A 24,086-nucleotide genomic window follows, 5' to 3' on the forward strand; every position below is an offset into this window, starting at 1 on the left:
GTTGTTTTCCTCCCTGGTTGAATGCTTGCCTGCGTCTTTCCTTCTCCCCTTGTGGGAGAAGGCGGCCGAGCGAAGCTCGGTCGGATGAGGGGTGTTCCAGCTTGGCGCTGACTACCCCTCACCCGGATTGCCAACCGATTTGCGAAGGGCAAATCGGGGCAATCCGACCTCTCCCACAAGGGGAGAGGTAAAGGGTGCTAGCCGTGCGCCACCATCACATGGCGGACGGCGGTGTAGTCCTCCAGCGCGTAGAGCGACATGTCCTTGCCATAGCCGGACTGCTTCAGCCCGCCATGCGGCATCTCGTTGGTCAGCATGAAGTGGGTGTTGATCCAGGTGCAGCCATATTGCAGGCGAGCCGCCGTCGTCATGGCGCGCGAGACGTCCTTGGTCCATACGGACGAGGCAAGGCCGTAATCGCTGTCGTTGGCCCAGTTCACGGCTTCGTCGACATCCGAGAAGCGGGTGACCGAGACGACAGGGCCGAAGACTTCGCGGCGCACGATCTCGTCCTCCTGCAGCGCGCCGGCAACCACCGTCGGCTGATAGAAGAAGCCTGAGCCATCGCCCGGCTTGCCGCCGGTGGTGATCTCGATGTGCTTCAATTCCGAGGCACGCTCGACGAAGCTCGACACGCGATCGCGCTGGCGGCGCGAGATCAATGGCCCGATCTCGTTTTCGGTGTCGTCCGCCTGATTGTATTTGATGGTGGAGACCGCCGAGGAGAGGTCGGCGACCAGCTTGTCATAGATTTTCTTGCCGGCATAGATCCGGCAGGCGGCGGTGCAGTCCTGGCCGGCATTGTAATAGCCGAAGGCGCGCAGGCCGCCCACCACCGCGCCGAGGTCGGCGTCGTCGAAGACGATGACCGGCGCCTTGCCGCCTAGCTCGAGATGCGTGCGCTTGACCGATTTGGCGGCCGCCTGCAGCACTTTCTTGCCGGTGGCGACGTCGCCGGTGATCGAGATCATGTTGACCTTGGGGTGGTTGATCAGCGTGTTGCCGACGCTGTCGCCACGGCCGAGCACGACATTGACGACGCCCTCGGGCAGGATCTCGGCGAGGATTTTCGCCAGCTTCAGCGTCGTCAGCGGCGTCTGCTCCGACGGCTTGAAGACGACGGTGTTGCCGCCGCCGATCGCCGGCGCCAGCTTCCAGGCCATCATCATCAGCGGATAGTTCCATGGCGCGATGGAAGCGACGATGCCGATCGGATCGCGCCTGACCATCGAGGTGTGGCCGGGCAGATATTCGCCGGCGACCTGGCCGGGCATCGAACGGACCGCGCCGGCGAAGAAGCGGTAGCAGTCGACGATCGCCGGGATCTCGTCGTTGAGCACGGAATTGATCGGCTTGCCGCAATTCAGCGCCTCGAGCGCCGCGAACTCCTTCGCCTCCGCCTCGATGCGGTCGGCGATCTTCAACAGATAGCCCGACCGCTGCGCCGGGGTGGTGCGCGACCAACTGACGAACGCTTGATCGGCGGCACTGACAGCCGCCTCTATCTGCGCCGGACTCGCCTCGGCCAAGTTGAGGATGGTCGCCCCGGTCTTCGGATTGAGGATCGGCTCCTCGGTTTCAGTGCCCTTCTCGAATTTCGAGCCGATGAGCATCTGGGTGTCCATGGGATTCTCCTTGATCAGGAGCGAGTAGCGAGTAGCGAATAGCGAGTAGGGTTCGACGGCCGATCTGCCCTATTCGCTATTCGCTACTCCCTATTCGCTGTTTTCATTTTCCACCCCCCGCGATCTGGTCGCCGTCGCGGGTCAGGTAATAGGCAAGAAGGATCGGCAGCAGCGTCACCAGCACGACGACCATCGCCACGACATTGGTGACCGGGCGCTGGCGCGGGCGGATCAGTTCCTCCAGCATCCAGATCGGCACGGTCTGCTGCTGGCCGGCGGTGAAGGTGGTGACGATGACCTCGTCGAAGGACAGCGCGAAGGCCAGCATGCCGCCGGCAAGCAGCGCAGTTGCGATGTTGGGCAGCACGACATGCCTAAACGTCTGGAAGCCGTCGGCGCCAAGGTCCATCGAGGCCTCGATCATCGAGCCCGAGGTGCGGCGGAAGCGCGCGACGGCGTTGTTGTAGACGACGACCACGCAGAAGGTGGCGTGGCCGAGCACGATCGTCCAGAACGAGAACGGGATGTCGGCGAGCGCGAAGGCCGAACGCAGCGCGATGCCGGTGATGATGCCGGGCAGCGCGATCGGCAGGATGACCAGCAGCGAGATGGTTTCGCGGCCGAAGAAACGCGTCCGCGAGACCGCCGCGGCGCAGAGCGTGCCCAGCACCAGCGCGATCGCCGTCGAGATGGCGGCGACGCGGATCGACAGCGAGAGCGCCTCCCACACATCCGGCCGGTTCCAGGTGACGGCGAACCATTGCGTGGTGAGCCCCGGCGGCGGCCAGACGAAACTCTTCTCCTCCGTCGTGAAGGCATAGACGAAGATCAAAAGGATCGGCAGATGCAGGAAGAGCAGGCCGCAGGCGGCGGCGATCTTCAGGCCGAGCGGAGCGGACTGGCCGCGATCAGAGCGCATCGAAAGCCCCCATGCGCTTGGCGCCCCAGAGATAGAAGCCCATGATGACGATGGGCACGACGGTGAAGGCGGCGGCTAAAGGAATGTTGCCGGCGGTGCCCTGCTGCGAATAGACGGCCTGGCCGATGAACAGCCGCGAGGTGCCGATGATCTGCGGGATGATGTAGTCGCCCAACGTCAGCGAGAAGGTAAAGATCGAGCCGGCGACGATGCCTGGCAGCGCCAGCGGAAACAGCACGTTGCGGAAGGTCTGGCCGGGCGAGGCGCCGAGATCGGACGAGGCCTCGACCAGATTGCCGGGCACGCGCTCGAGCGCTGCCTGGACGGGGAGGATCATGAAAGGCAGCCAGACATAGACGAAGGCGATGAAGGTGCCGGTGAAGGAGACCGAGAGCGAGTTGCCGCCGACGATCGGCAGCGACAGCCAGGCATCGAGCAGCCAAAGCAGATTGAGCTTGGCGAGCAGCCAGGTGAGGATGCCTTCCTTGGCAAGGATCAGCTTCCAGGCATAGATCTTGACCAGGTAGCTCGACCAGAGCGGCAGCATGACGCCGAGATAGAACAGCGCCTTCCAGCGGCCGCGCGCATAGCGCGCCGCGTAATAGGCGATGGGGAAGGCGATGACGGCGGAGGCGAGCGTGACGAGGGCGGCCATCGTCACCGTGCGCAGGATGATATCGAGATTGGCGGCCTGGAAGAGGTCGCCATAGGTCTTGAGCGTGAATTCGCGGTTGATGAGGCCGGAGAATTCGTCGATCGAGAAGAAGCTCTGCAAGAGCAGCGCAAACAGCGAGCCGATATAGACGATGCCCAGCCACAGCACCGGCGGCAGCAGCATCAGCAAAAGCAGGAGCTTCGGCCGGCGCCAGAAGAGGTCGGAGAGCGCGCCGCGCAGGCCGCCGCTGCCCGGCAGGATGGCGGGGGGAGAATTGGAGTTGAGCGCGGCGATAGTCATGATGCGCCCGCCGTCTTGACTGGATCAATGGCGGAAAGGCCGCGATCCTTCACACCCCCCTCTGTCCTGCCGGACATCTCCCCCGCAAGGGGGGAGATTGGCCGTCGCCAATGGCTTCGCCAATTTTCGACGTTGCAGAACTGGCGGGACAGACAAGCTGCTGATCTCCCCCCTTGCGGGGGAGATGTCCGGCAGGACAGAGGGGGGCGCCGTGCGCAAACCTCAATCATGTCGGCTCGTCCATCAGATGCAGGCTGTCGCGGTTGAAGGTGAGCATAACGGCTTCGCCCTCAGCCGGCATCGGGCTGCCGGCGGGTATGATCGCATGCAGCCTGAGACCGTCGGCATCGAGTGCCAGCCTTGTGGTGGCGCCAAGATAATTCGTGCCGACCAGGCGAGCGACGACGCCGTCGCCGCTTGCCGCACTCGACACGCGGATGGATTCGGGCCGAAGGCTGCCCCAGCGGTGCTGGCCGGAATAGCGCTGGACGAAATCGGGCGGCAGCACGTTGGACGAGCCGACGAAATCGGCAACGAAGCGCGTCCTCGGCCGCTGGTAGATGTCCTCCGGCGTGCCGACCTGCATGATCCTGCCGTCGTTGAAGACGGCGACGCGGTCGGCCATGGACAGCGCCTCGCCCTGGTCGTGGGTGACGAAGACGAAGGTGATGCCGAGCACCTTCTGCAGCGACTTCAATTCTTCCTGCATGTTCTCGCGCAGCTTGAGGTCGAGCGCGCCGAGCGGCTCGTCGAGCAGCAGCACCTTGGGCTGGTTGACCAGCGCGCGGGCCAGCGCGACGCGCTGGCGCTGGCCGCCGGAGAGCTGGCCGGGGCGCCGGGCGCCATAGCCTGGCAGGCGCACCAGCGACAGCGCCTCTTCCGCCGCCTTCAGCCGCTCGGCCTTGCCGACGCCCTTCACCATCAAGCCGTAGGCGACGTTGTCGAGCACGTTGAGATGCGGGAACAGCGCATAGTCCTGGAAGACGGTGTTGACGTTGCGGCGATAGGGCGGGACGCCCTCGGCGCGCTCGCCGAAGATGGAGATGGAGCCCGCCGTCGGCTGCTCGAAGCCGGCGATCAGCCGAAGGCAGGTCGTCTTGCCGGAACCGGACGGCCCGAGCATGGCGAAGAACTCGCCCGGCACGATGTCGAGATCGACGGCGTCGACGGCGCGCACGCTGCCGAAATGGCGCGAGACTTGTTTGAAGGAAACGGCGGAGGTCATGGGCTGTCCTGATGTGTCAGGCTCTTAATATTCGGGCGGCAGTGCTGCCCCTCATCCGCCTGCAGGCACCTTCTCCCCGTATAGTGACGGGGAGAAGGAAGCGCTCCAGCGCTGGCTATCCCCCTCTCCCCGTTCTTCACGGGGAGAGGGTAAGGGTGAGGGGCAGCGCCAAACGTCTAAAAGCTGAGCGCCTCACCGCCCGCCGATGACGCCGATATAGTCCGACACCCAGCGGTAGTAAGGCACGCACTGGTCGTTCTCGGTGGCGCATTTCGACACCGGCGTCTTCCAGAACTTGATCTTGTCGAAATTGTCGTAGCCGTTGGTCTTGCAGCCCTCGTCGCCGAGCAACTCGTTGCCCTTGCAGGCGGCGGGCACGACCGGCAGCGAGCCGAACCACGACGAGACATCGCCCTGGACCTTGGGCGAGAGCGAGTGCTCGAGCCACATATAGGCGCAGTTCGGATGGGCGGCGTCCGCCTCCATCATCGTGGTGTCGGCCCAGCCGGTGACGCCTTCCTCCGGCACGGTGGACGCGACCGGCTTCTTGGCGGCGACGAGCGTGTTCACCTGATAGGGCCAGGAGCCGGAGGCGACCACGCCTTCGTTCTGGAAGTCGTCGACCTGGATGGCGGCATCATGCCAGTAGCGGCCGACCAGCGTGCGTTGCGTGCGCAGGAGATCGAGCGCTGCCTTGTACTGGTCTTCGGTGAGCTCGTAAGGGTCCTTGATGCCGAGTTCCGGCTTGTGGAACATCAGGTAGTTGGCGGCATCCGCGATGTGGATCGGGCCGTCATAGGCCTGAACGCGGCCCTTGTTCGACTTGCCGTCGGGCAGCTTCATTTCCTCGAAGACGACGTTCCAGCTCTTGGGCGCTTCCTTGAAGACATCGGTGTTGTACATCAGGACGTTCGGGCCCCACTGGTAGGGAACGCCGTAGTGCACCTTGTCGACGGTGAACCAGGGCGCGTCCTTCAGGCGGTCGTCGACCGTCTTCCAGCTCTTGACGAGATCGGTGTTGATCGGCTGCACGCGCTTGCCGGCGACGAGGCGCAGCGAGGCGTCACCCGAAGCCGTGACGAGATCGAAGCCGCCCTCGTTCATCAGCGAGACCATCTCGTCCGATGTGTTGGCGGTCTTGACGTTGACCTTGCAGCCGGTCTCCTTCTCGAAGGCCGTCACCCAGTCGTAGTTTTTGTCGGTCTCGCCGCGCTCGATGTAACCCGGCCAGGCGACGATATTGAGCTCGCCCTCGCCCTTGCCGAGCTCCTTGACCTGGGCGATCGCCTGACCCGAGAAGGCCAGCGCAACCGTCAACGCCGTGCATGACTTCAGGAATGCATTCATCATCGATCTCCCATTTTGGCGCATGACCCCGAAACCGGATCGGTTTTCGGAAAGGATCATGCGCAAACCTGAACGCCGGAACTCTCAAAATGCCCCGACAGCCGCGTTCCCGAGCGGCTTTGTTCCCTGGGCGAAAGGTGCTGTGAAAAGTCCGGTTTCGCAAATTCATTTATCAGAAAGCCGATATCGGTTTTTCCGATACCTGTTTGACGCAATTCCGGACGGAAGGCTACGGCGAAGTCGCCGAACCCAACCGTTTCACACTTTTCCTGGAATTGCTCCGATCAGAGCCGCTGGCGGACCATGCGCTGCGACTGGGCAAGCCCGATGAAGTCGCGGGCGGCCTGCGGCAGGCTGGAACCACGGCGCCAGACCATGCCGACCTGGACGACCGGCAACGAGCCGGAGATATCGCGGGATTCGATGCGGTCGCCTTCCAGCGACCAGGGCCGGTAGACGAGGTCGGGCAACAGTGCCACGCCGGCGCCGGTGGCGACGAGGCTGCGCACGGCTTCCACGGAACGGGTTCGGAAGGCGACGTGCGGCCTGGCGCCGATCGCCGACAGCAGTTTGCCGGTATTCTCCTCGATCTCATCGACGGTGAGCATGATCAGCGGCTCGGACGCGATATCGCCGATCGAGATGATGTCGGCGCTGGCAAGCTTGTGGCTGAGCGGCAGCCAGAGCCGATAGGCGGATACCTCGAGAATCTCGGACTGCAGCGCGGTGCGGTCGCGCAGGTTGGAGGTGACCATGACGGCGATATCGAGCTTGCCGCCGACCAGGAGGTGCTCGAGATAGTCGCCATTGTCCTCGATGGCCGAGACCTCGACGCTCGGATAGGCGCGCCGGTAGCGGGCCAGCAGATCGGAGAGCACATAGCCGGCGACCAGCGAGGTGACGCCGAGCTGCAGCCGGCCGCCCGCCGTCAGCTGGTCGCCGAGGAAAGCGCGGCGCGCGTCGGCGACATCGGCCAGGATCTTGGTGGCGTGGCGCAGGAACTGGTGGCCCTTGTGGGTGATGTTCAAGCCGCGTGGATGACGCTCGAACAGTTCGACGCCGAGATCGCTCTCCAATTCCTTGATCGCCTCGGTGACCGAGGATTGCGAGATGGAGAGGTTTTGGGCTGCGCCCGACACCGTGCCTTGCTCGGCGACGGCAACGAAGAACTGGAGCTGGCGAATGGTGAAGGCCATGGCCGGACTAAACACTGGCTGGGCGTAGAAGGAAAGCCGGTCGGGCTCCAGCGCTAGGTCGCCGCAATACTGAGCCGCGCGCCGGCCTGGCTGAGCGCGGCGGCAATGTCGCGCGGCGGCGGCTGGTCGGTGGCGAGCTCGGAAAAACCGTCGAAGCCGCAAACCTGGACCAGCCCCTGCCGGCCGAACTTGGTGTGATCGGTGATGACCAGCGAGCGCTGGCCGCGCGACAGCACCATGCGGGCGAATTCCGCTTCCTCCAGCTCATAGTCGGTGAGGCCGGCGACGGCGTCGACCGCGCCGATGGAGATCACGGCGTGGCTGACCGAGAAGCGGCTGACGAAGTCGATCGCGGTGACACCGAAAGCCGCGCCTGAATCGCTGCGCAGCTCGCCGCCGGCCATATAGACCTTGTTGCCGTTCACGGTCGCCAGCGTGCGGGCGATGTCGGACGAATTGGTGACCACCGTCAGCCGGCGATGACCAAGCAGCTCGCGCGCCAGGAAGGAGGTGGTGGTGCCGGTGTCGAGCATGACCGACTCGCCGTCGCGGATGGTGGCCGCGACCATGCGGGCGATCAGGCGCTTGGCCTCGGCGTTCTCACGCATGCGGCGTTCGAACGGCGCTTCGCCTGCCATCGACGGCAGGCTGACGGCGCCGTGCATCTTGAGGATCGATCCCTCGTCGGTAAGCGGCCTGACGTCGCGCCGCACCGTTTCCAGCGACACGCCCAGCCGCTCTGCCAGGCTGGCGATGGTGATGGTCCCCTCCTCGCCGAGGAGCCGCAGGATCTCGCCATGCCGTTTCGAATGGATCATGTGGATGTCCGGGATTTTGACCGATTCTAAGGCATTCCTAACGCTTTTAAAGGAATTGCTTATATTTTCGGGCAAAACACCCAAAAAAGGTCACAGCTTTTTATTGACAGCAATGTCACGCTGGCGTGAGATTGATGGAGTGACAGGCTCGGAACTGCCACGGGAGGGTGATGGCAGAGCCGCAATCGACCGACCAGATTTTCTGGAACGTGCCTGGCGCGAGCTTTTTTCGAATCCGCGGGGGCGGATGCCGGGATCCTGAACCTGGCCAAGGGGCTCGTCGGTGCGGTGCGGGATATCGATCCTGGCGTCCCGCACCGACGAGGCTTTTTTGTTTTCTCTCATCGCTTTGTCAAAAACCGGCGCTTTGTCGAAAGCCGGCTGAAGCAGGACCAGGCCCGTGAGTGCCCCCGTAGTCGCCGAAGACCGCATCCGTGCCTTGCCTTGCTGGAGCGGCAGCATCGAGATCGAGCCGCTGCCGGGTGGTCTCAGCAACGCCAACTACGTCGTCACCGACGCCGCCGGGCGGCATGTCGTGCGCTTCGGCCAGGACTTTCCGTTCCATCATGTCTTCCGCGAGCGCGAGGTGATGACGGCGCGCGCGGCGCATGCGGCGGGCTTCGCGCCGGCCGTGCATTATGCCGAGCCCGGAATTCTGGTGACGGAATTTCTCGGCGCCAGGACTTTCCTCGCCGAGGACGTGCGCGCCGATCTCGGCCGCGTGGCGGCACTGCTGCGCGGCTTCCATCGCGAGATGCCCAACCATGTCTCCGGCGCCGGCTTCATGTTCTGGGTGTTCCACGTCATCCGGGACTACGCCCGCACGCTGGACGAAGGCGGCAGCCGCAAGAAGGAAGAGCTGCCGCGTTATCTCACGCTCGCGGACGAGCTCGAACGGGCGCAGAAGCTTTTGCCGATCGTCTTCGGCCACAATGATCTTTTGCCGGCGAACATCCTCGACGACGGCAAGCGGCTATGGCTGATCGATTTCGAATATGCCGGCTTCAACACCGCGATGTTCGATCTCGCCGGCGCCGCCTCCAATGCCGGCATGAGCGACGACGAATCCTTCGCCTTCCTGACCGCCTATTTCATGAAGGAGCCGGACAGCGAGATCCGCCGGTCGCACGCCGCCATGCAATGCGCCTCGCTGCTGCGCGAGGCGATGTGGAGCATGGTCTCCGAGCTCTATCTCGACGCGCCCGGCATCGACTACGTCGCCTATACCGAGGAGAACCTGGTGCGGCTCGACGCGGCGCTGGAAAACTACCGGACGAAATATGGAAAACTAACCCCATGACCTTACCCAGCCATGCCGGGATCGTCGTCATCGGCGGCGGCATCATCGGCTGCTCGACCGCCTATCATCTAGCGCGCGACCACAAGGCCGACGTTGTGCTGCTGGAACAGGGCAAGCTGACCTCGGGCTCGACCTGGCATGCCGCCGGCCTCGTTGGGCAGCTGCGGTCATCGGCGTCGATCACGCGTGTGCTCAAATATTCGGTCGAGCTCTACAAGGGGCTGGAAGCAGAGACCGGGCTGGCGACCGGCTGGAAGATGACGGGGTGTCTCAGGCTCGCCACCAACGCCGACCGCTGGACCGAGTTCAAGCGGCTGGCGACGACGGCCAAGAGCTTCGGCATGGAGATGCAGCTCCTGTCGCCGGCCGAGGTGAAGCGGATGTGGCCGCTGATGGAAACCGGCGACCTCGTCGGCGCCTCCTGGCTGCCGACAGACGGCCAGGCAAGCCCCTCCGACATCACGCAATCGCTCGCCAAGGGCGCGCGCATGCATGGCGCCAAACTGTTCGAGGATGTGCGCGTCACCGGCTTCGAGATGAAGGACGGCCGCATCACCGCGGTGAAGACCGAGAAGGGCGACATCGCCTGCGAGAAGGTGGTGAACTGCGCCGGACAATGGGCGCGCCAGGTCGGCGCCATGGCCGGCATCAACGTGCCGCTGCAGCCGGTCAAGCACCAGTATATCATCACCGAAAGGATCGAGGGGCTCGCCAACGACGCGCCGACGATCCGCGACCCCGACCGCCGCACCTATTTCAAAGAGGAGGTCGGCGGGCTGGTGATGGGCGGCTATGAGCCGAACCCGCAGGCCTGGACGACCGGCGATGTCCCTAGTGATTGGGAGTTCCGGCTGTTCGACGACGACTACGATCACTTCGAGCAGCATATGCACCAGGCGATCGAGCGCGTGCCGGCGCTGGCCAACGCCGGCGTCAAGCAGATGATCAACGGGCCGGAGAGCTTCACGCCGGACGGCAATTTCATCCTCGGCGTCGCGCCCGAATGCGCCAACATGTTCGTCGGCGCCGGCTTCAACGCCTTCGGCATCGCGTCCGGCGGCGGCGCCGGCTGGGTGCTGGCGCAGTGGGTGGTCGACGGCGAGGCGCCGCTCGACCTCTGGGTGGTCGACATCAGGCGCTTTTCCAATCTGCACCGTGACCGCGACTGGGTCCGCGACCGCACGCTCGAAGCCTATGGCAAGCACTACACGATCGGCTTCCCGCATGAGGAATATCTGTCCGGCCGCCCACGTATCGTCTCGCCGCTCTATGAGCGGCTGAAGACGCACAGCGCCGTGTTCGGCTCCAAGCTCGGCTGGGAACGGCCGAACTGGTTCGCGCCGGATGACACAGCGCCTGAGGACATCTATTCGATGGGGCGGCAGAATTGGTTTGGACCGGTCGGCGACGAGCACCGCCACGTGCGTGAAAAAGTCGGCATCTTCGACCAGTCCTCCTTCGCCAAATTCGAGATGACCGGCGCCGACGCGCTGAAGGCGCTCGACTGGATCTGCGCCAACGACATCAATAAGCCGGTCGGACGATTGACCTACACGCAGCTTCTCAACACGCGCGGCGGCATAGAGGCGGACCTTACCGTGTCGAGGCTCGGCGAGGACCGGTTCTACGTCGTCACCGGGACGGGCTTCCGCATCCATGATCTTTCATGGATCGGCGACCATATCGGCGAGGGTCTCGACGCCCGGCTGAAGGATGTTACCGAAGATTTCGGCACGCTGTCGCTGATGGGACCACGCGCCCGCGATGTGCTGGCGGCGGTGACGGACGCCGATGTCTCCAACGCCGCCTTCCCCTTCGGCCACGCGCGCGAGATTGGAATTGCCGGCCACGTAGTGCGGGCGCTGCGCGTAACCTATGTCGGCGAACTGGGATGGGAACTGCATGTGCCGATCGCCGCCACGGGTGAGATTTTTGACGCGCTGATGGCGGCGGGAAAGAAGCACGGCATCCGGCCGGTCGGCTACCGGGCGCTGGAATCGCTCCGGCTAGAAAAGGGCTACCGCGCCTGGGGATCGGATATCACGCCGAACGACACGCCGCATGAAGCGGGTCTCGGCTGGGCGGTCAAGCTCAGGAAGAACATCGATTTCGTCGGACGACGGGCGCTGGAGAAGGCGGCCGGCAAGCCGCCGACAAAACGCTTTGCCGGCTTCACGGTTGACGATCCGGAGATCGTGCTGGTCGGCCGCGAGACGATCCTGCGCAACGGCGAGCCGGTCGGCTATCTCACCAGCGGCGGCTACGGCTACACGGTGGCCAAGAACATCGGCTACGGTTATGTGCGCAATGCCGACGGCATCAGCGACGACTTTCTCGCCTCGGGCGACTACGAGCTGGTGGTGGCGATGGAGCGCACGCCGGCAAAAATCCATCTCGAGCCGATGTATGATCCGCTAGGAGAAAAGATCAAAGCGTAACGTCTCCGCTCCGCTTACCTCGGTTCAATGCGGAGAAACAGACCTCCGAGCGTCGCGCTGCCCCTCATCTGGCTGCCGCCATCTTCTCCCCGTTAGAACGGGGAGAAGGACGCTGTCATCGGCGGTTTCGCCAATCCCCGCTCGTTGCAGAAAAGAGCGCCGAGGCTGCGGCCAGCCACCTTCTCCCCGTCACTATACGGGGAGAAGGTGCCGGCAGGCGGATGAGGGGCAGCGCTGAGTTCGGCAATATTGTCGCGACGCCGCAACACGATTGGGGCGCGGCCATGTGGACTAACGACTCGAATCACAAGCGTTAGCGCTGGGCTCAGCGGACGCGCAGCACCAGACCTCGGCTCGGCACCGTGTCGCCTTCGCCAGGCATCGAAGCGTAAGGGCGAGTTTCCTCAATGCGGGTTATAGTGCCCTGCGCTTCCAGCGCGGCAATCCGTTCGGCAAAGCCGGCCTGCCAGAGCGTGTTCTTGACCGTCAGCACGATGATGCCGCCTGGACGGCAGATGCGGATCAGTTCGTCCAGGCCTTCGATCCCGACATGGCCCGAGGTGAAGACGCCGGCCGAGACGATGCCCGCATAGGCGCCGTTGGCGAAGGGCAAAGCACCGCCCAGCGCCAGGCGATGCAGCGCCGTGTAGACGCCTTTCGCAGCCGCCTTGTCCAGCATGCCTTGCGAGATGTCGAGCGCCTCGACCTGTGGGTAGCCGGTGATGGCGAGCCACTCACCGATCAGGCCGGTGCCGGCGCCGGCGTCGAGCAAGGGTTCGGCGCCGCGCGGCAGATGGCGGGCAAGCAGCGCCAGGCAGATCGTCGGGTGGCGATAGCCGGCGGCCGACATGTCGGCGTCATAGGTCTCGGACCAGCTGTCATAGATCGCCGCCACTTCATCCGGCCGTGTTGCGGCGTAAGCAGCGCCCAGCGCGCTGTTGTGCTTGCCGTCCTTCATTGCCGCTCCCGCCGCCGATTCGCGTCCGCCCATGGTAGCCAAGCGGCAAAAACTGTGGAACCGTTCCGCCGTATAAACATGGCGTGATGGTAAAGGGGGATGACGATGGACGAGGCGCGCGCGGCGCTGGCCGCCATTCCGGCGCTTGCCGGGTACGAGGGTCCGCTGGAGCGGCTGGGAGGCCTTACCAACCGTGTCTACAGGGCCGGCGAGGTCTGCCTGCGCATTCCCGGCAAGGGCACGGAGGAATACATCAACCGCGCCAACGAGGCGATGGCGGCGCGCGAAGCGGCCGAGGCCGGCGTCAGCCCGGAGGTGCTCTTTTCCGATCCGGCGTCGGGCGTGATGGCGACGCGCTTCATCGCCGGCGCTGAAACAATGTCGCCGGAAAAATTCAAGGCTAGGCCGGGCAGCCCGGCGCGTGCCGGCGGGGCCTTCCGCAAGCTGCATATGTCGGGCGCGGTCTTCCCGTTTCGTTTCGAGCTGTTTGCGATGATCGACGACTATCTGAAGGTGCTGTCGACCAAGGATGTGGCTCTGCCTCCCGGCTATCACGACGTGGTGCGCGAGGCGAGCATTGTGCGCGAGGCGCTTGCCGCCCATCCCATCCAGCTCGCCGCCTGCCACTGCGATCCGCTCTGCGAGAACTTCCTCGATACCGGCGAGCGGATGTGGATCGTCGACTGGGAATATTCCGGCATGAACGATCCGCTGTGGGACCTCGGCGACCTCTCGGTCGAGGGCAAGTTCGATGCGACCCAGGACGAGGAACTGATGCGCGCCTATTTCGGCGGCGAGGCAAGACCGGCCGAGCGCGGCCGCGTCGTCATCCACAAGGCGATGTGCGACCTGCTCTGGACGCTGTGGGGACTGATCCAGCTCGCCAACAACAATCCGGTCGACGACTTCCGCGCCTATGCCGACGGCCGCTTCGCGCGCTGCAAGGCGCTGATGGAGACGCCGGAGTTTTCACGGCATCTGGCGGCGATACGAAGGGGCTAATTGACGCCCTTCGGCACGTTTTCCGGCGGCACGACGGTTTCCACCACCTTCTGACGGTGGAAGATGAAGATGCCGGCAAGCACGACGATGGCCGAGCCGACGAGGATGCGGGTGCTCGGAACGTCACCGAAGAAGGCAAGACCGAAGACCACGGCCCACAGAAGCAGGCTGTAATGCAGCGGCGCCAGCGTTGAGGCGGGCGCCAGCTTCAACGCCCGGGTGATCATCAGATGGGCGGCACAGGAGACAACGCCGAGGAGGAGCATGGCGCCGAAATCGAGCGCGGTTGGGGTCCGCCAGGCGCCGATGGTGAGAACGCCGCCGACAATCAGCGTGCCGATTGTCTGCCAGGTGACCAGTGTCGTGTCGCTCGTTCCACGCAAACGCCGGCCGAGGATGATGGCGAAGCCAAAGGCGACGCTGCCGATGAGCGCATAGGTCGACGCCAGCGAGAACGCCGCCGACGAGGGTTTAAGGATGATCAACACGCCACAGAAGCCGACCAGGATCGCCAGCCAGCGCCGCCAGCCGACCTTCTCGCCAAGCAAGAGATGCGAGAGCGCCGCGACATAGATCGGCCCGGCCATGTAGAAGCTCATCACGTCGGCGAGCGGCAGATAGACGACGGCGGCATAGAAGAGCCCGGTGTCGAGCGTGGTCGCCACGACGCGGAGGAACTGCAGTATCGGCCGCTCCATCTGGAACAGCTTGCCCGCACCCTGGTTGGCGATCATCGGGCCGAGCACGAAGAAGGCGCCGATCGAACGGATCAGCACCACCTGACCGACGGAGAAGGAGGCGACCAGCCATTTGCCCATTGCGTCGTTCAGCGCGAACATGAAGTCGCCGGCCAGCATCAAAAGGATGCCGGCCAGCAGAACGTTCCTGATCGTGAAATTGCGGGCAAGAGGAGCCATGCGGGCTCCCTAGCTGCAAGCCGGCGGCTTGACGAGGGAAATTCGTAAGACCAGCGGCTGAAATCGAGGTTGGCCGAAGCTCCGGAACTTCGTCATCCACGGGCGGAGCGGGAGCGAAGCGGACGCGCAGACCCGAGGATCCATTCCGTGACCTCGCGCGAAGGGCGGAGGCGGCGCAGGACAGAGATCGTTCTACACCGCAGCGACGCTTAGAGGTAACGGCATGGATTCTATGGTCTGCGCCGCGTCGCTTCGCTCCTTGCTCCGCCATAGAATGACGAAGTCACGAGCGTTCCGGCCAATCGCGAACCGTTCGTGATGCTTTGCCCCAAACCAAGCAGATCGCTGTACAGAGACCTACGACGTCTTATGCCGTCGGTTCACCTGCTCCGGCCGACCGGCGATCGACAGCTTGGTCTCCCGCTTCTCCCGCTCGGCCACCACCCTGCCTCTGGCGACGACGCACAAGCGTTCGGGGCGAAGGCGTACGGCCTCGATCGGATTGCCTGCGTCCAGCACGACGAGGCTCGCCCGCTTGCCGACGGCGAGACCGAGATGGTCGAGGCCCATGATGGCGGCGTTGACGTTGGTGACCATGTCGAAGCAGCGCGCCATGTCGGCCGGGCTCGACATCTGCGCGACATGCAGGCCCATGAACGCGACGTCCAGCATGTCGGCGGTGCCCAGCGAATACCAGGGGTCGAGCACGCAATCCTGGCCCCAGCCGACGCGGATGCCGAGCGCCAGCATTTCCTTCACCCGGGTGAGCCCCCGCCGCTTCGGGAAGGTGTCGTGACGGCCCTGCAGCATGATGTTGATCAGCGGATTGGGGATGGCCGAGACACCGGCCTCGGCAATCAGCGGCAGGAGCTTCGAGACGTAGTAATTATCCATGGAATGCATCGAGGTGAGATGCGAGCCGGCCACCCTGCCCTGCAGGCCCAACCGCTGCGTTTCATAGGCAAGCTGCTCGATGTGGCGCGACAGCGGATCGTCGGTCTCGTCGCAATGCATATCGACCATAAGGCCGCGCTTGGCGGCGATCTCGCAAAGCTCCGTCACCGAGCGCGTGCCGTCGGCCATGGTGCGCTCGAAATGCGGGATGCCGCCGACGATGTCGACGCCGAGATCGAGCGCGCGAATGGTGTTTTCGCGCGCCGTCGGCGAGCGATAAAGCCCGTCCTGCGGAAAGGCGACCAGTTGCAGGTCGATACAGGGCGCGACCGTTTTCTTGACGTCGAGCAGCGCCTCGACTGCCAACAGCCGGTCGTCGCAGACATCGACATGGCTGCGGATGGCAAGCAGGCCCATCGACGCTGCCCAGTCGCAATAGGCGAGCGCGCGATCGCGCACGGCCTCATGCGTCAACAGCGGCTTCAGTTCCCCCCACAGCGCGATGCCTTCGAGCAGCGTGCCGGAGGCGTTGATGCGCGGAATGCCGTAGGAGAGCGTGGCGTCCATATGGAAATGCGGATCGACGAAGGGCGGCGAGACGAGATTGCCGCGCGCGTCGACTTCGCTTCGCGCCGAGCCCGGCAGTTCCGGCTCGATCGCTCGAATGGTCTCGCCGGTGATGCCGATGTCGGCAATCCTACCGTCCGGCAGCGTGCCGCCGCGCACGATGAGGTCGAAATCCATCTGTCGTCATCCCTTTATAGAATCAGCAATCATCGTGGCCGAAAGGATGGCCTGCCGCAGCCGTTTCCTTCCCCGGCGGCGAAAGGTTTCCTCCGGCGACAACTCGCTCTATAAGCCGCCTCTCGCCCTCGTGGCGAATCCGAAATTCACAGGCAGGGGATCGGCCGTTTGTTTCGCTTCTTCCGCTCGACGGAAAACCAGCGCCTCGTCGCGAGGCTGGTGAGGGAATCTTTCCGGGAGCATAAATTCGGCTACGGCGCCGCCATAGTGTCGATGCTGGTGGTGGCCGCCATGACGGGCGCCAGCGCCTGGATCCTGCGCGAGATCACCAACGAATTCGTGATCTACAAGCGGATCGACCGGGTCAACCTGATTGCGGCGGCGGTCGCGGTGATCTTCCTGCTCAAGGGCGTCGCCAACTTCGTCCAGGCCTATTTCATGAGCCGGGTCGGCAACGCCATCATCGCCGACCGGCAACGCAAGATCTATGACCGGATCCTGGCGCAAGGCATCGAGTTCTACCATGCGACCTCGTCGTCCGAGCTGATCACGCGCATGACCAACAACGCCCAGGCAGCGCGCAGCGTGCTCGACCTCGTCGTGACATCTTACGTGCGCGATCTGGTGACGCTGATTGTCCTGGTCGCGGTCATGGTCTGGCAACAACCGGCACTGTCGCTGATCTGCTTCGTCGTCGGTCCCGTGGCCATCTACGGCGTCAACCGTATCCTGAAGCGCGTCCGCAAGATCGCCAAGATGGAATTCCGCTCGCTCGGCCAGATCGTGCATGTGATGCAGGAAACGGCGATCGGCGTGCGTGTTGTCAAATCCTTCAATCTCGAAGGTGCGATGCGCAAGCGCATGTACAAGGCCGTGTCGGACGTGCAGAACCGCGCCAACAACATCGCGACGCTCGAGGCAGCCACCAGCCCGGTGATGGAAACGCTCGCCGGGCTGGCAATCGCCGGCGCCGTGCTGGTCAGCGGCTTCCTGGTGCTGGAAGGCGGCCAGATGCCGGGCAACATCATGGCCTTCATCGCAGCGCTGCTGCTTGCCTATGAGCCGGCAAAGCGCCTGGCGCGCGTGCGCATTTCGCTGGAGACCGGCATCGTCGGCGTGCGCATGATGTTCCAGCTCGCCGACAGGCCGCTGACGCTCGCCGAAAAGCCCGACGCCAAGCCGCTGCAGCCGGGCCAGGGCGAAATCCGGTTCGACCATGTCAGCTTCGCCTATCCGGAGAGCCCGCCGGTGTTCGAAGGCTTCGACCTGACGCTCGCGGCCGGCAAGATGACGGCGCTGGTCGGGCCTTCGGGCAGCGGCAAGTCGACGATCCTCAACCTGATCATGCGCATGTACGACCCGCAGGGCGGCAAGGTTATGTTCGACGGCCAGGACATCTCCTTTGCAACGATCGCCTCGCTCCGCGAAAAGATCGCCTATGTCAGCCAGGACACGTTCCTGTTTGCCGGCACCATCATGCACAACATCCGCCTCGGCCGTGAGAGTGCGACCGACGAAGAGGTGATCGCCGCCGCCAGGGCCGCGAACGCGCATGAGTTCATCAGCGCCATGGCCAAGGGCTACGAGACGGAAGTCGGCGAGAACGGCTCGCTGCTGTCCGGCGGCCAGCGCCAGCGCATCTCGATCGCGCGCGCCATGTTGCGCAATGCCGAGATCCTGCTGCTCGACGAGGCGACCAGCGCGCTCGACGCCGAATCCGAAGCGCTGTTCCGCGACGCGCTGCAGCAGCTCACGGCCGGGCGTACGACGATCGTCATCGCCCACCGGCTGTCGACCGTGCACCAGGCCGACACGATTGTGGTGCTGGAGCACGGCAATGTGCGGGAAAGCGGCCCGCACAAAACCCTGCTCAAGCAGGGCGGGCTTTACCAGAAGCTTTATGAATATCAGCTGATGCCGTGACTCCGGCGCTCCCCTTCTCCCCTTGTGGGAGCAGGTGGATAAGCGCGCAGCGCCGAGACGGATGAGGGGTGTTGGAAGAAATGAGGCGTTGAAGAATGGGATGCTTCAAGTGCCGATTTCTTCATCGTTGAGATCCTTCCAACACCCCTCATCCGTCGCCTTCGGCGACACCTTCTCCCACAAGGGGAGAAGGGGAAGTGCTTCCTACTCCGGCACTTTCCTCACCGCGCCCTTGTCGGCGCTGGTGGCGAAGGCGGCATAGGCGCGCAGCGCGGTCGTCACCTTGCGCTTGCGCTTTTCCGCCGGCTTCCAGGCATCCGCGCCTTTCGCCGCCATCGCCTTGCGGCGGGCGTCGAGCTCGGCCTCGCCGACGGCTAGATGGATCTTGCGGTTCGGAATATCGATCTCGATCGTGTCGCCTTCCTCAACCAGGCCGATCAGCCCGCCTTCGGCGGCCTCCGGTGAGACATGACCGATCGACAGGCCCGACGTGCCGCCGGAGAAGCGGCCGTCGGTGATCAGCGCGCAGGCCTTACCGAGGCCCTTCGATTTCAGGTAGCTGGTCGGGTAGAGCATTTCCTGCATGCCTGGCCCGCCGCGCGGTCCTTCATAGCGGATGACGACGATGTCGCCCGCCTTGATCTCGTTGCCGAGGATCGCCTTGACGGAAGCGTCCTGGCTCTCGAAGACGCGGGCCGGGCCGGTGAATTTCAGGATCGACTCGTCGACGCCGGCGGTCTTCACGATGCAGCCGTCGAGCGCCAGATTGCCTTTCAGCACGGCGAGGCCGCCATCCTTCGAGAACGGCGTCCTTGCCGAGCGGATGACACCCGTCTCGCGGTTCGTGTCGAGCTCGTCCCAGCGGCGGTCCTGGCTGAAGGCGACCTGCGTCGGCACGCCGCCGGGGGCGGCGCGGAAGAACTCGCGCACGTTTTCGGCCGAGGTGCGGGCGATGTCCCAATGGTCGAGGGCCTCGCCGAGAGTTGCGGTGTGCACCGTCGGCAGGTCGCGGTTGATCAGCCCGGCCTCGTCGAGCTGGCCGAGGATCGCCATGATGCCGCCGGCGCGGTGGACGTCCTCCATGTGCACGTCGGACTTGGCCGGCGCCACCTTGCAGAGAACCGGCACTTTGCGCGATAGCCGGTCGATGTCTTCCATGGTGAAGTCGACCTCGCCCTCATGCGCGGCGGCGAGGATGTGCAGCACCGTGTTGGTCGAGCCGCCCATGGCGATGTCGAGCGCCATCGCGTTCTCGAAGGCGCCCTTGGTAGCGATGCTGCGCGGCAGCGCGCTGTCGTCCTCCTGCTCGTAGTAGCGCTGCGCCAGATCGACGATCAGATGGCCGGCTTCGACGAACAGGCGCTTGCGGTCGGCATGGGTAGCCAAAGTCGAGCCGTTGCCGGGCAGCGAAAGACCGAGCGCCTCGGTCAGGCAGTTCATCGAATTGGCGGTGAACATGCCGGAGCACGAGCCGCAGGTCGGGCAGGCCGAGCGCTCGATGACCTTGACGTCCTCGTCGGAGATCTTGTCGTCGGCCGCCGCCACCATAGCGTCGACCAGATCGAGCGCCTGCGCCTTGCCGGAAAGCACCACCTTGCCCGCTTCCATCGGCCCACCTGACACGAAGACGGTCGGGATGTTGAGGCGCAGCGAGGCCATCAGCATGCCGGGCGTGATCTTGTCGCAATTCGAAATGCAGACCATGGCGTCGGCGCAATGCGCGTTGACCATGTATTCGACGGAGTCGGCGATCAGTTCGCGCGACGGCAGCGAATAGAGCATGCCGTCGTGACCCATGGCGATGCCGTCGTCGACTGCGATGGTGTTGAACTCCTTGGCGACGCCGCCGGCCTTCTCGATCTCGCGCGCGACCAATTGGCCGAGGTCCTTCAGATGCACATGGCCCGGCACGAACTGGGTGAAGGAATTGACCACCGCGATAATCGGCTTGCCGAAATCCGAATCCTTCATGCCGGTGGCGCGCCACAGGCCGCGGGCGCCGGCCATGTTGCGGCCATGGGTGGTGGTGCGGGAACGATAGGCAGGCATCGGATTGTCCTTGCTGGCTGGCCGCGCTGAGCGTGGCGCGACGGCGCTGTATTTCAGTCGGCAGCGGTTATAGCGGCCAAGGTCCGGCCTTGCCACAGTTTTGCGCTGCACCAGCACGCTTCGGGAAATTTGAGCTCTTCAGGAAATTTTTGCTGCCGCTGTCGGACCACGCCTCGCTGAAGCGTCCTTGTGGCAGACGGCACGGAAGCTGCACCAAATCGCCGGCGCGCCGTTTGAAGATGGAACCAACCTGAACAAGTCCGAGGAGCAAGACATGCAGAAGATCACCACCTTCCTTTGGTTCGACGGCCAGGCTGAGGAGGCCATGAACCACTACGTTTCCATCTTCAAGAATTCGAAGGTGCTGAGCGTCACGCGCTGGCCCAAGGGCCATGCCCTTGAAGGCCAGGTGCTGGTGGCCTCGTTCGAGCTCGACGGCGTGCAGTTCCAGGCCCTCAACGGCGGGCCGCAATACAAGTTCACCGAAGCGATCTCGCTGTCGATCGACTGCAAGACGCAGGAAGAGGTGGATCATTTCTGGACCAAGCTCACCGAAGGCGGCGGCGAACCAGGACGCTGCAGCTGGCTGAAGGACAAGTTCGGCGTTTCCTGGCAGGTCGTGCCGGAGCAACTGCCGAGGCTGCTTCAGGATCCAGACAGGGCGAAGGCCGGCCGGGTGATGTCGGCGATGATGCAGATGGGCAAGATCGACATCGCCAAGATCGAGGCGGCGGCCAGGGGGTGAGCGCCTTTCCTTCTCCCCTTGTGGGAGAAGGTGGATCGGCGCGCAGCGCCGAGACGGATGAGGGGTGCTGGACGGAATGAGAGGCTGGTGTTCCCTGGAACACCCCTCATCCGTCGCCTTCGGCGACACCTTCTCCCACAAGGGGAGAAGGGAGCGCCGTGAATCACGCCGCCTTGTCGCGGATCTGGTAATCCTTGACCGCGGTGAAGCGGATCGCTTTCCAGCGCTCGGCCTCGTAGTTCAGCGAGAAAGCGTGCTGGGCGAGGAACACCGGATCGTTGTCGAGGTCGCGGGCGATATCGCCGCGATGGCCTTCGATGAAGCGCTGCACTTCCGCCCCGTCGTCCGCCGAGATCCAGCGGCAGACCGAGAAGCGCGACATCTCGAAGTCGACGGGCAGCGTGTATTCGATGTTCAGCCGTTCCTTGAGCACATCGAGTTGCAGCGCGCCGACGACGCCGACGATGGCGGGCGAGCCGTCTTCCGGCGAAAACAGCTGCACCACGCCTTCCTCGGCCATCTGATGCAGCGCTTCCTTTAGCTTCTTGGCTTTCATGGCGTCGCCGAGGCGCACGCGCCGCAGGATTTCGGGCGCGAAGTTCGGCACGCCGCGGAACAGTATCTCCTCGCCCTCGGTCAGCGTGTCGCCGATGCGCAGCGTGCCGTGGTTGGGGATGCCGACGACGTCGCCGGCAAAGGCCTCGTCGGCGGTGACGCGGGTGCGGGCGAAGAAGAACTGCGGCGCCGACAGGCTCATCGGCTTGCCGGTACGCACCAGCTTTGCCTTCATGCCGCGCTCGAGCTTGCCAGAGCAGACGCGGACAAAGGCGATGCGGTCGCGGTGGTTGGGATCCATATTGGCCTGGATCTTGAAGACGAAGGAGGTCATCTTCTCCTCGGTCGCCTCGACCGTTCGCTCATCGGCTTCCTGCGCGCGCGGCGGCGGCCCGTAGGCGCCGAGCGCCTCGATCAGGTCGCGCACGCCGTAATTGCGCAGCGCCGAGCCGAAATAGACCGGGGTCAGATGGCCCTCGCGGAAGGCGTCGACATCGAGCGGACGGCAGGCTTCGCGCGCGAGCTCCAGCTCCTCGATGAAGTCGTTGCGCTCGTTTTCCGGCAAAAGCCCGGCGACGCGGTTGGAATCGGGACCGTGGACCGGCGTGCGCTCCTTCTCGTCGTCGCTCCTGCGCACGGCGTTCTGCGCCAGGTGGTAGGTGCCGGAAAACGTCCTGCCGCGGCCGATCGGCCAGGTGACGGGTGCCGTATCCAGCGCCAGCTTCTGCTCGATCTCGTCGAGAATCTCGAACGGATCGCGGCTCTCGCGGTCCATCTTGTTGACGAAGGTGATGATCGGGATGTCGCGCAGCCGGCAAACCTCGAACAGCTTCAGCGTGCGCGGCTCGATGCCCTTGGCGGCGTCGATGACCATGACGGCGGAGTCCACCGCCGACAGCGTGCGGTAGGTGTCGTCGGCGAAATCCTCGTGGCCGGGCGTGTCGAGCAGGTTGAAGACATTGTCGTCATATTCGAAGGTCATCACCGAGGTGACGACCGAGATGCCGCGCTCGCGCTCGATCTTCATCCAGTCGGACCGGGTCTGGATACGGTCTTTCTTGGCCTTGACCTCGCCGGCAAGCTGGATCGCGCCGCCGAACAAAAGCAGCTTTTCGGTGAGCGTGGTCTTGCCGGCGTCGGGGTGGGCGATGATCGCGAAAGTGCGGCGGCGCGATACCGCCTGTTCGATGTCTTCTGCCAAGTCGTGAAATCCTGTCTGTGGCGCGGGCTTCTAGCAGCGCATTTTGGGCATGTCGACAGTTTCGGGCAGATCGGGCACGTCCGAGCGGCGCTGCCGCAGACCTTGGCAAGGAAGCCCGCGTCCTTTCAGGTCCGCTCGCTACGGCCGCCCTTGCGGCCCAACCTGGTGCTCGACCGTATCTCCGCCCGCTCGATACCGATGTCGCGCAGCAGATGGTCCGGCAACTCGTCCAGCCAGGCACGATCCCTGCGGATACGGATGATTCGCGCGAGGAAACTTCCGCCGACACGGCAGATATCAATGGCTATGGCAAAGAAGCGCCCGAGCACGGACCGATTGGCCACAAGCTCCTGTCCAAGGGCAGTCATGGTCATATCTCCTTCAGTTGAACGATGAAATTGCGAGGGCCTTCGATGACCCTCCCAAAAGGCTGTGCCGACAAGAGGTCAGGACCGGTCGTGCTCGCAGCTCACATAGGGGTTCCAGTCGGCGAACATGCCAGCCGGATTGTGCCGCCAGTGCCAGACATGGAGCTGGTAGTAGGGGTCCACCGGGTGGGTCCCTACCGTCGTCTTGCGCTGGAGGGTTCGGCCGAGGAATTCGGGAACGGCCTTTCCCTTCCAGTCCTTTTCGAAGACGATGTACTCCATGCCGACGAGCTGCATGGACCCGTCGGCCTCGGGCTCGTAAGTCAGGACGTCCGGCTCGCCGAGCACCAGCTTGCCGTCCCCGGCACGGCCGGGATGGATGAAGTGAACGCCCATGGTGCCATGCTCGTCATGCGTCGTGCATTCGAAAAGCTGCTGGTAGCCCTCCGCCTTGGCGACCTTTATGTCGAGGTACTTGGCCGCCATTTCCCGAGACCGGTTGAGCACCGGATCGGGCATGTCATGGGCAGGAGCGGCGCCGCAAAACAGCACGGAGACGCCCATGGCAAGGACGATATCTGCGAAGCGGTTCACGATCCGTCCTCCCGGTCAGGCGCGAGCGTAGGCCGTCGTCGGATCGAACAGGCGCTTGACCTCAGTGATCTTCGTGGCCGGGAAGCCGCTCATCTTGGCATGGCGCTGGATGATCGCCTCGTCCTTGGCGAGGTAGACGCAGAAGGTCTTGTCGTCCGCCACGAAGGATTCCACCCACTGGATGTCCGGGCCGAGCTCGGCCAGAACGGCGTTCGAGGCCTTGGAGGCGTCGCGAAGCTGTTCGCGCTCGAAGGTGCCGACCTTGGGGATTTCCCGTTCGATGATGTATTTCTGCATGTCGCAATCTCCTTGA

The 24,086-nt window shown here is 64.2% G+C and carries 21 protein-coding genes; 6 read left to right on the forward strand and 15 right to left on the reverse strand.

What is annotated here, in order from left to right; genetic code table 11:
- Window positions 1–197: 197 nt before the first annotated feature.
- The 7 genes from ABID26_RS14295 to ABID26_RS14325 form a co-directional block, all read right to left on the reverse strand.
- On the reverse strand, window positions 198–1,625 hold the full coding sequence (locus tag ABID26_RS14295; RefSeq protein WP_354415891.1) for a gamma-aminobutyraldehyde dehydrogenase: 1,428 nt from the start codon (window positions 1,623–1,625) through the stop codon (window positions 198–200).
- 103 nt (window positions 1,626–1,728) lie between these two features.
- Window positions 1,729–2,544 (reverse strand): ABC transporter permease, encoded by an 816-nt coding sequence (locus ABID26_RS14300; protein ID WP_292301565.1) that lies wholly within the window; start codon window positions 2,542–2,544, stop codon window positions 1,729–1,731.
- Window positions 2,534–3,499: an ABC transporter permease gene (locus tag ABID26_RS14305; protein ID WP_292301563.1), complete on the reverse strand. Its 966-nt coding sequence runs from the start codon at window positions 3,497–3,499 to the stop codon at window positions 2,534–2,536. Before ABID26_RS14305 ends, ABID26_RS14300 begins: the two co-directional genes overlap by 11 nt.
- Before the next feature lie 226 nt (window positions 3,500–3,725).
- Window positions 3,726–4,724 carry an ABC transporter ATP-binding protein gene (locus ABID26_RS14310; RefSeq protein WP_292301561.1) on the reverse strand — a complete coding sequence of 333 codons (999 nt, stop codon included), beginning with the start codon at window positions 4,722–4,724 and terminating at the stop codon, window positions 3,726–3,728.
- Between the two features lie 192 nt (window positions 4,725–4,916).
- Window positions 4,917–6,071 (reverse strand): ABC transporter substrate-binding protein, encoded by a 1,155-nt coding sequence (locus ABID26_RS14315; RefSeq protein ID WP_292301559.1) that lies wholly within the window; start codon window positions 6,069–6,071, stop codon window positions 4,917–4,919.
- Between the two features lie 284 nt (window positions 6,072–6,355).
- On the reverse strand, window positions 6,356–7,267 hold the full coding sequence (locus tag ABID26_RS14320; RefSeq protein WP_320302334.1) for a LysR family transcriptional regulator: 912 nt from the start codon (window positions 7,265–7,267) through the stop codon (window positions 6,356–6,358).
- Window positions 7,268–7,320: 53 nt separating this feature from the next.
- Window positions 7,321–8,085, reverse strand: a complete 765-nt coding sequence (locus tag ABID26_RS14325; protein WP_292301555.1) for a DeoR/GlpR family DNA-binding transcription regulator — start codon at window positions 8,083–8,085, stop codon at window positions 7,321–7,323.
- Window positions 8,086–8,089: 4 nt separating this feature from the next.
- On the opposite strand from ABID26_RS14325, the gene ABID26_RS14330 reads away from it, so the two are divergent.
- The 3 genes from ABID26_RS14330 to ABID26_RS14340 all read left to right on the forward strand — a co-directional run bounded on the left by ABID26_RS14330 (window position 8,090) and on the right by ABID26_RS14340 (window position 11,823).
- Window positions 8,090–8,347 carry a hypothetical protein gene (locus ABID26_RS14330; protein ID WP_126096444.1) on the forward strand — a complete coding sequence of 86 codons (258 nt, stop codon included), beginning with the start codon at window positions 8,090–8,092 and terminating at the stop codon, window positions 8,345–8,347.
- 138 nt (window positions 8,348–8,485) lie between these two features.
- On the forward strand, window positions 8,486–9,385 hold the full coding sequence (locus ABID26_RS14335; protein ID WP_292301552.1) for a phosphotransferase family protein: 900 nt from the start codon (window positions 8,486–8,488) through the stop codon (window positions 9,383–9,385).
- The gene (locus ABID26_RS14340; RefSeq protein WP_292301550.1) at window positions 9,382–11,823 is read left to right on the forward strand and encodes a GcvT family protein; all 2,442 of its coding nucleotides are present in this window, start codon (window positions 9,382–9,384) and stop codon (window positions 11,821–11,823) included. The genes ABID26_RS14335 and ABID26_RS14340 overlap by 4 nt, the downstream gene beginning before the upstream one ends.
- Window positions 11,824–12,148: 325 nt before the next feature.
- On the opposite strand, the gene ABID26_RS14345 is transcribed toward ABID26_RS14340, so the two are convergent.
- The gene (locus ABID26_RS14345; protein WP_292301549.1) at window positions 12,149–12,781 is read right to left on the reverse strand and encodes a class I SAM-dependent DNA methyltransferase; all 633 of its coding nucleotides are present in this window, start codon (window positions 12,779–12,781) and stop codon (window positions 12,149–12,151) included.
- A 99-nt stretch (window positions 12,782–12,880) separates the two neighbouring features.
- Between ABID26_RS14345 and ABID26_RS14350 the strand changes: the two genes are divergently transcribed.
- Window positions 12,881–13,783 (forward strand): phosphotransferase family protein, encoded by a 903-nt coding sequence (locus tag ABID26_RS14350; RefSeq protein WP_292301547.1) that lies wholly within the window; start codon window positions 12,881–12,883, stop codon window positions 13,781–13,783.
- Here ABID26_RS14350 and ABID26_RS14355 read toward each other — a convergent pair.
- The gene (locus ABID26_RS14355; RefSeq protein WP_292301545.1) at window positions 13,780–14,700 is read right to left on the reverse strand and encodes a DMT family transporter; all 921 of its coding nucleotides are present in this window, start codon (window positions 14,698–14,700) and stop codon (window positions 13,780–13,782) included. The two genes, ABID26_RS14350 and ABID26_RS14355, sit on opposite strands and share 4 nt — an antisense overlap.
- A gap of 357 nt (window positions 14,701–15,057) precedes the next feature.
- Window positions 15,058–16,338 (reverse strand): amidohydrolase family protein, encoded by a 1,281-nt coding sequence (locus ABID26_RS14360; protein WP_292301543.1) that lies wholly within the window; start codon window positions 16,336–16,338, stop codon window positions 15,058–15,060.
- 168 nt (window positions 16,339–16,506) lie between these two features.
- Here ABID26_RS14360 and ABID26_RS14365 point away from each other — a divergent pair, with 168 nt between their 5' ends.
- Complete coding sequence (locus ABID26_RS14365) at window positions 16,507–18,261, forward strand: ABC transporter ATP-binding protein (protein ID WP_292301541.1); 1,755 nt, start codon at window positions 16,507–16,509, stop codon at window positions 18,259–18,261.
- 204 nt (window positions 18,262–18,465) lie between these two features.
- On the opposite strand, the gene ilvD is transcribed toward ABID26_RS14365, so the two are convergent.
- On the reverse strand, window positions 18,466–20,310 hold the full coding sequence (gene ilvD / locus ABID26_RS14370; protein ID WP_292301623.1) for a dihydroxy-acid dehydratase: 1,845 nt from the start codon (window positions 20,308–20,310) through the stop codon (window positions 18,466–18,468).
- Window positions 20,311–20,584: 274 nt separating this feature from the next.
- On the opposite strand from ilvD, the gene ABID26_RS14375 reads away from it, so the two are divergent.
- Window positions 20,585–21,055 carry a VOC family protein gene (locus ABID26_RS14375; RefSeq protein ID WP_292301539.1) on the forward strand — a complete coding sequence of 157 codons (471 nt, stop codon included), beginning with the start codon at window positions 20,585–20,587 and terminating at the stop codon, window positions 21,053–21,055.
- 163 nt (window positions 21,056–21,218) lie between these two features.
- Here the strand turns inward: ABID26_RS14375 and ABID26_RS14380 are convergent, their stop codons facing one another.
- From ABID26_RS14380 to ABID26_RS14395, 4 genes are all read right to left on the reverse strand, one after another.
- Window positions 21,219–22,811, reverse strand: a complete 1,593-nt coding sequence (locus ABID26_RS14380) for a peptide chain release factor 3 (protein ID WP_292303461.1) — start codon at window positions 22,809–22,811, stop codon at window positions 21,219–21,221.
- A gap of 125 nt (window positions 22,812–22,936) precedes the next feature.
- Entirely contained in the window at window positions 22,937–23,179 is a 243-nt protein-coding gene (locus ABID26_RS14385; RefSeq protein ID WP_292303462.1) for a DUF1127 domain-containing protein, read from the reverse strand.
- Between the two features lie 78 nt (window positions 23,180–23,257).
- Window positions 23,258–23,773, reverse strand: a complete 516-nt coding sequence (locus tag ABID26_RS14390; RefSeq protein WP_292303463.1) for a hypothetical protein — start codon at window positions 23,771–23,773, stop codon at window positions 23,258–23,260.
- A gap of 15 nt (window positions 23,774–23,788) precedes the next feature.
- A complete protein-coding gene (locus tag ABID26_RS14395; protein WP_126096456.1) occupies window positions 23,789–24,070 on the reverse strand; it encodes a DUF4242 domain-containing protein in 282 nt (93 codons plus the stop codon).
- Window positions 24,071–24,086: the final 16 nt, after the last annotated feature.

The sequence above is a fragment of the Mesorhizobium shonense genome (genome assembly GCF_040545255.1).
In the GTDB taxonomy this organism is placed as follows: Bacteria; Pseudomonadota; Alphaproteobacteria; order Rhizobiales; family Rhizobiaceae; genus Mesorhizobium; species Mesorhizobium shonense.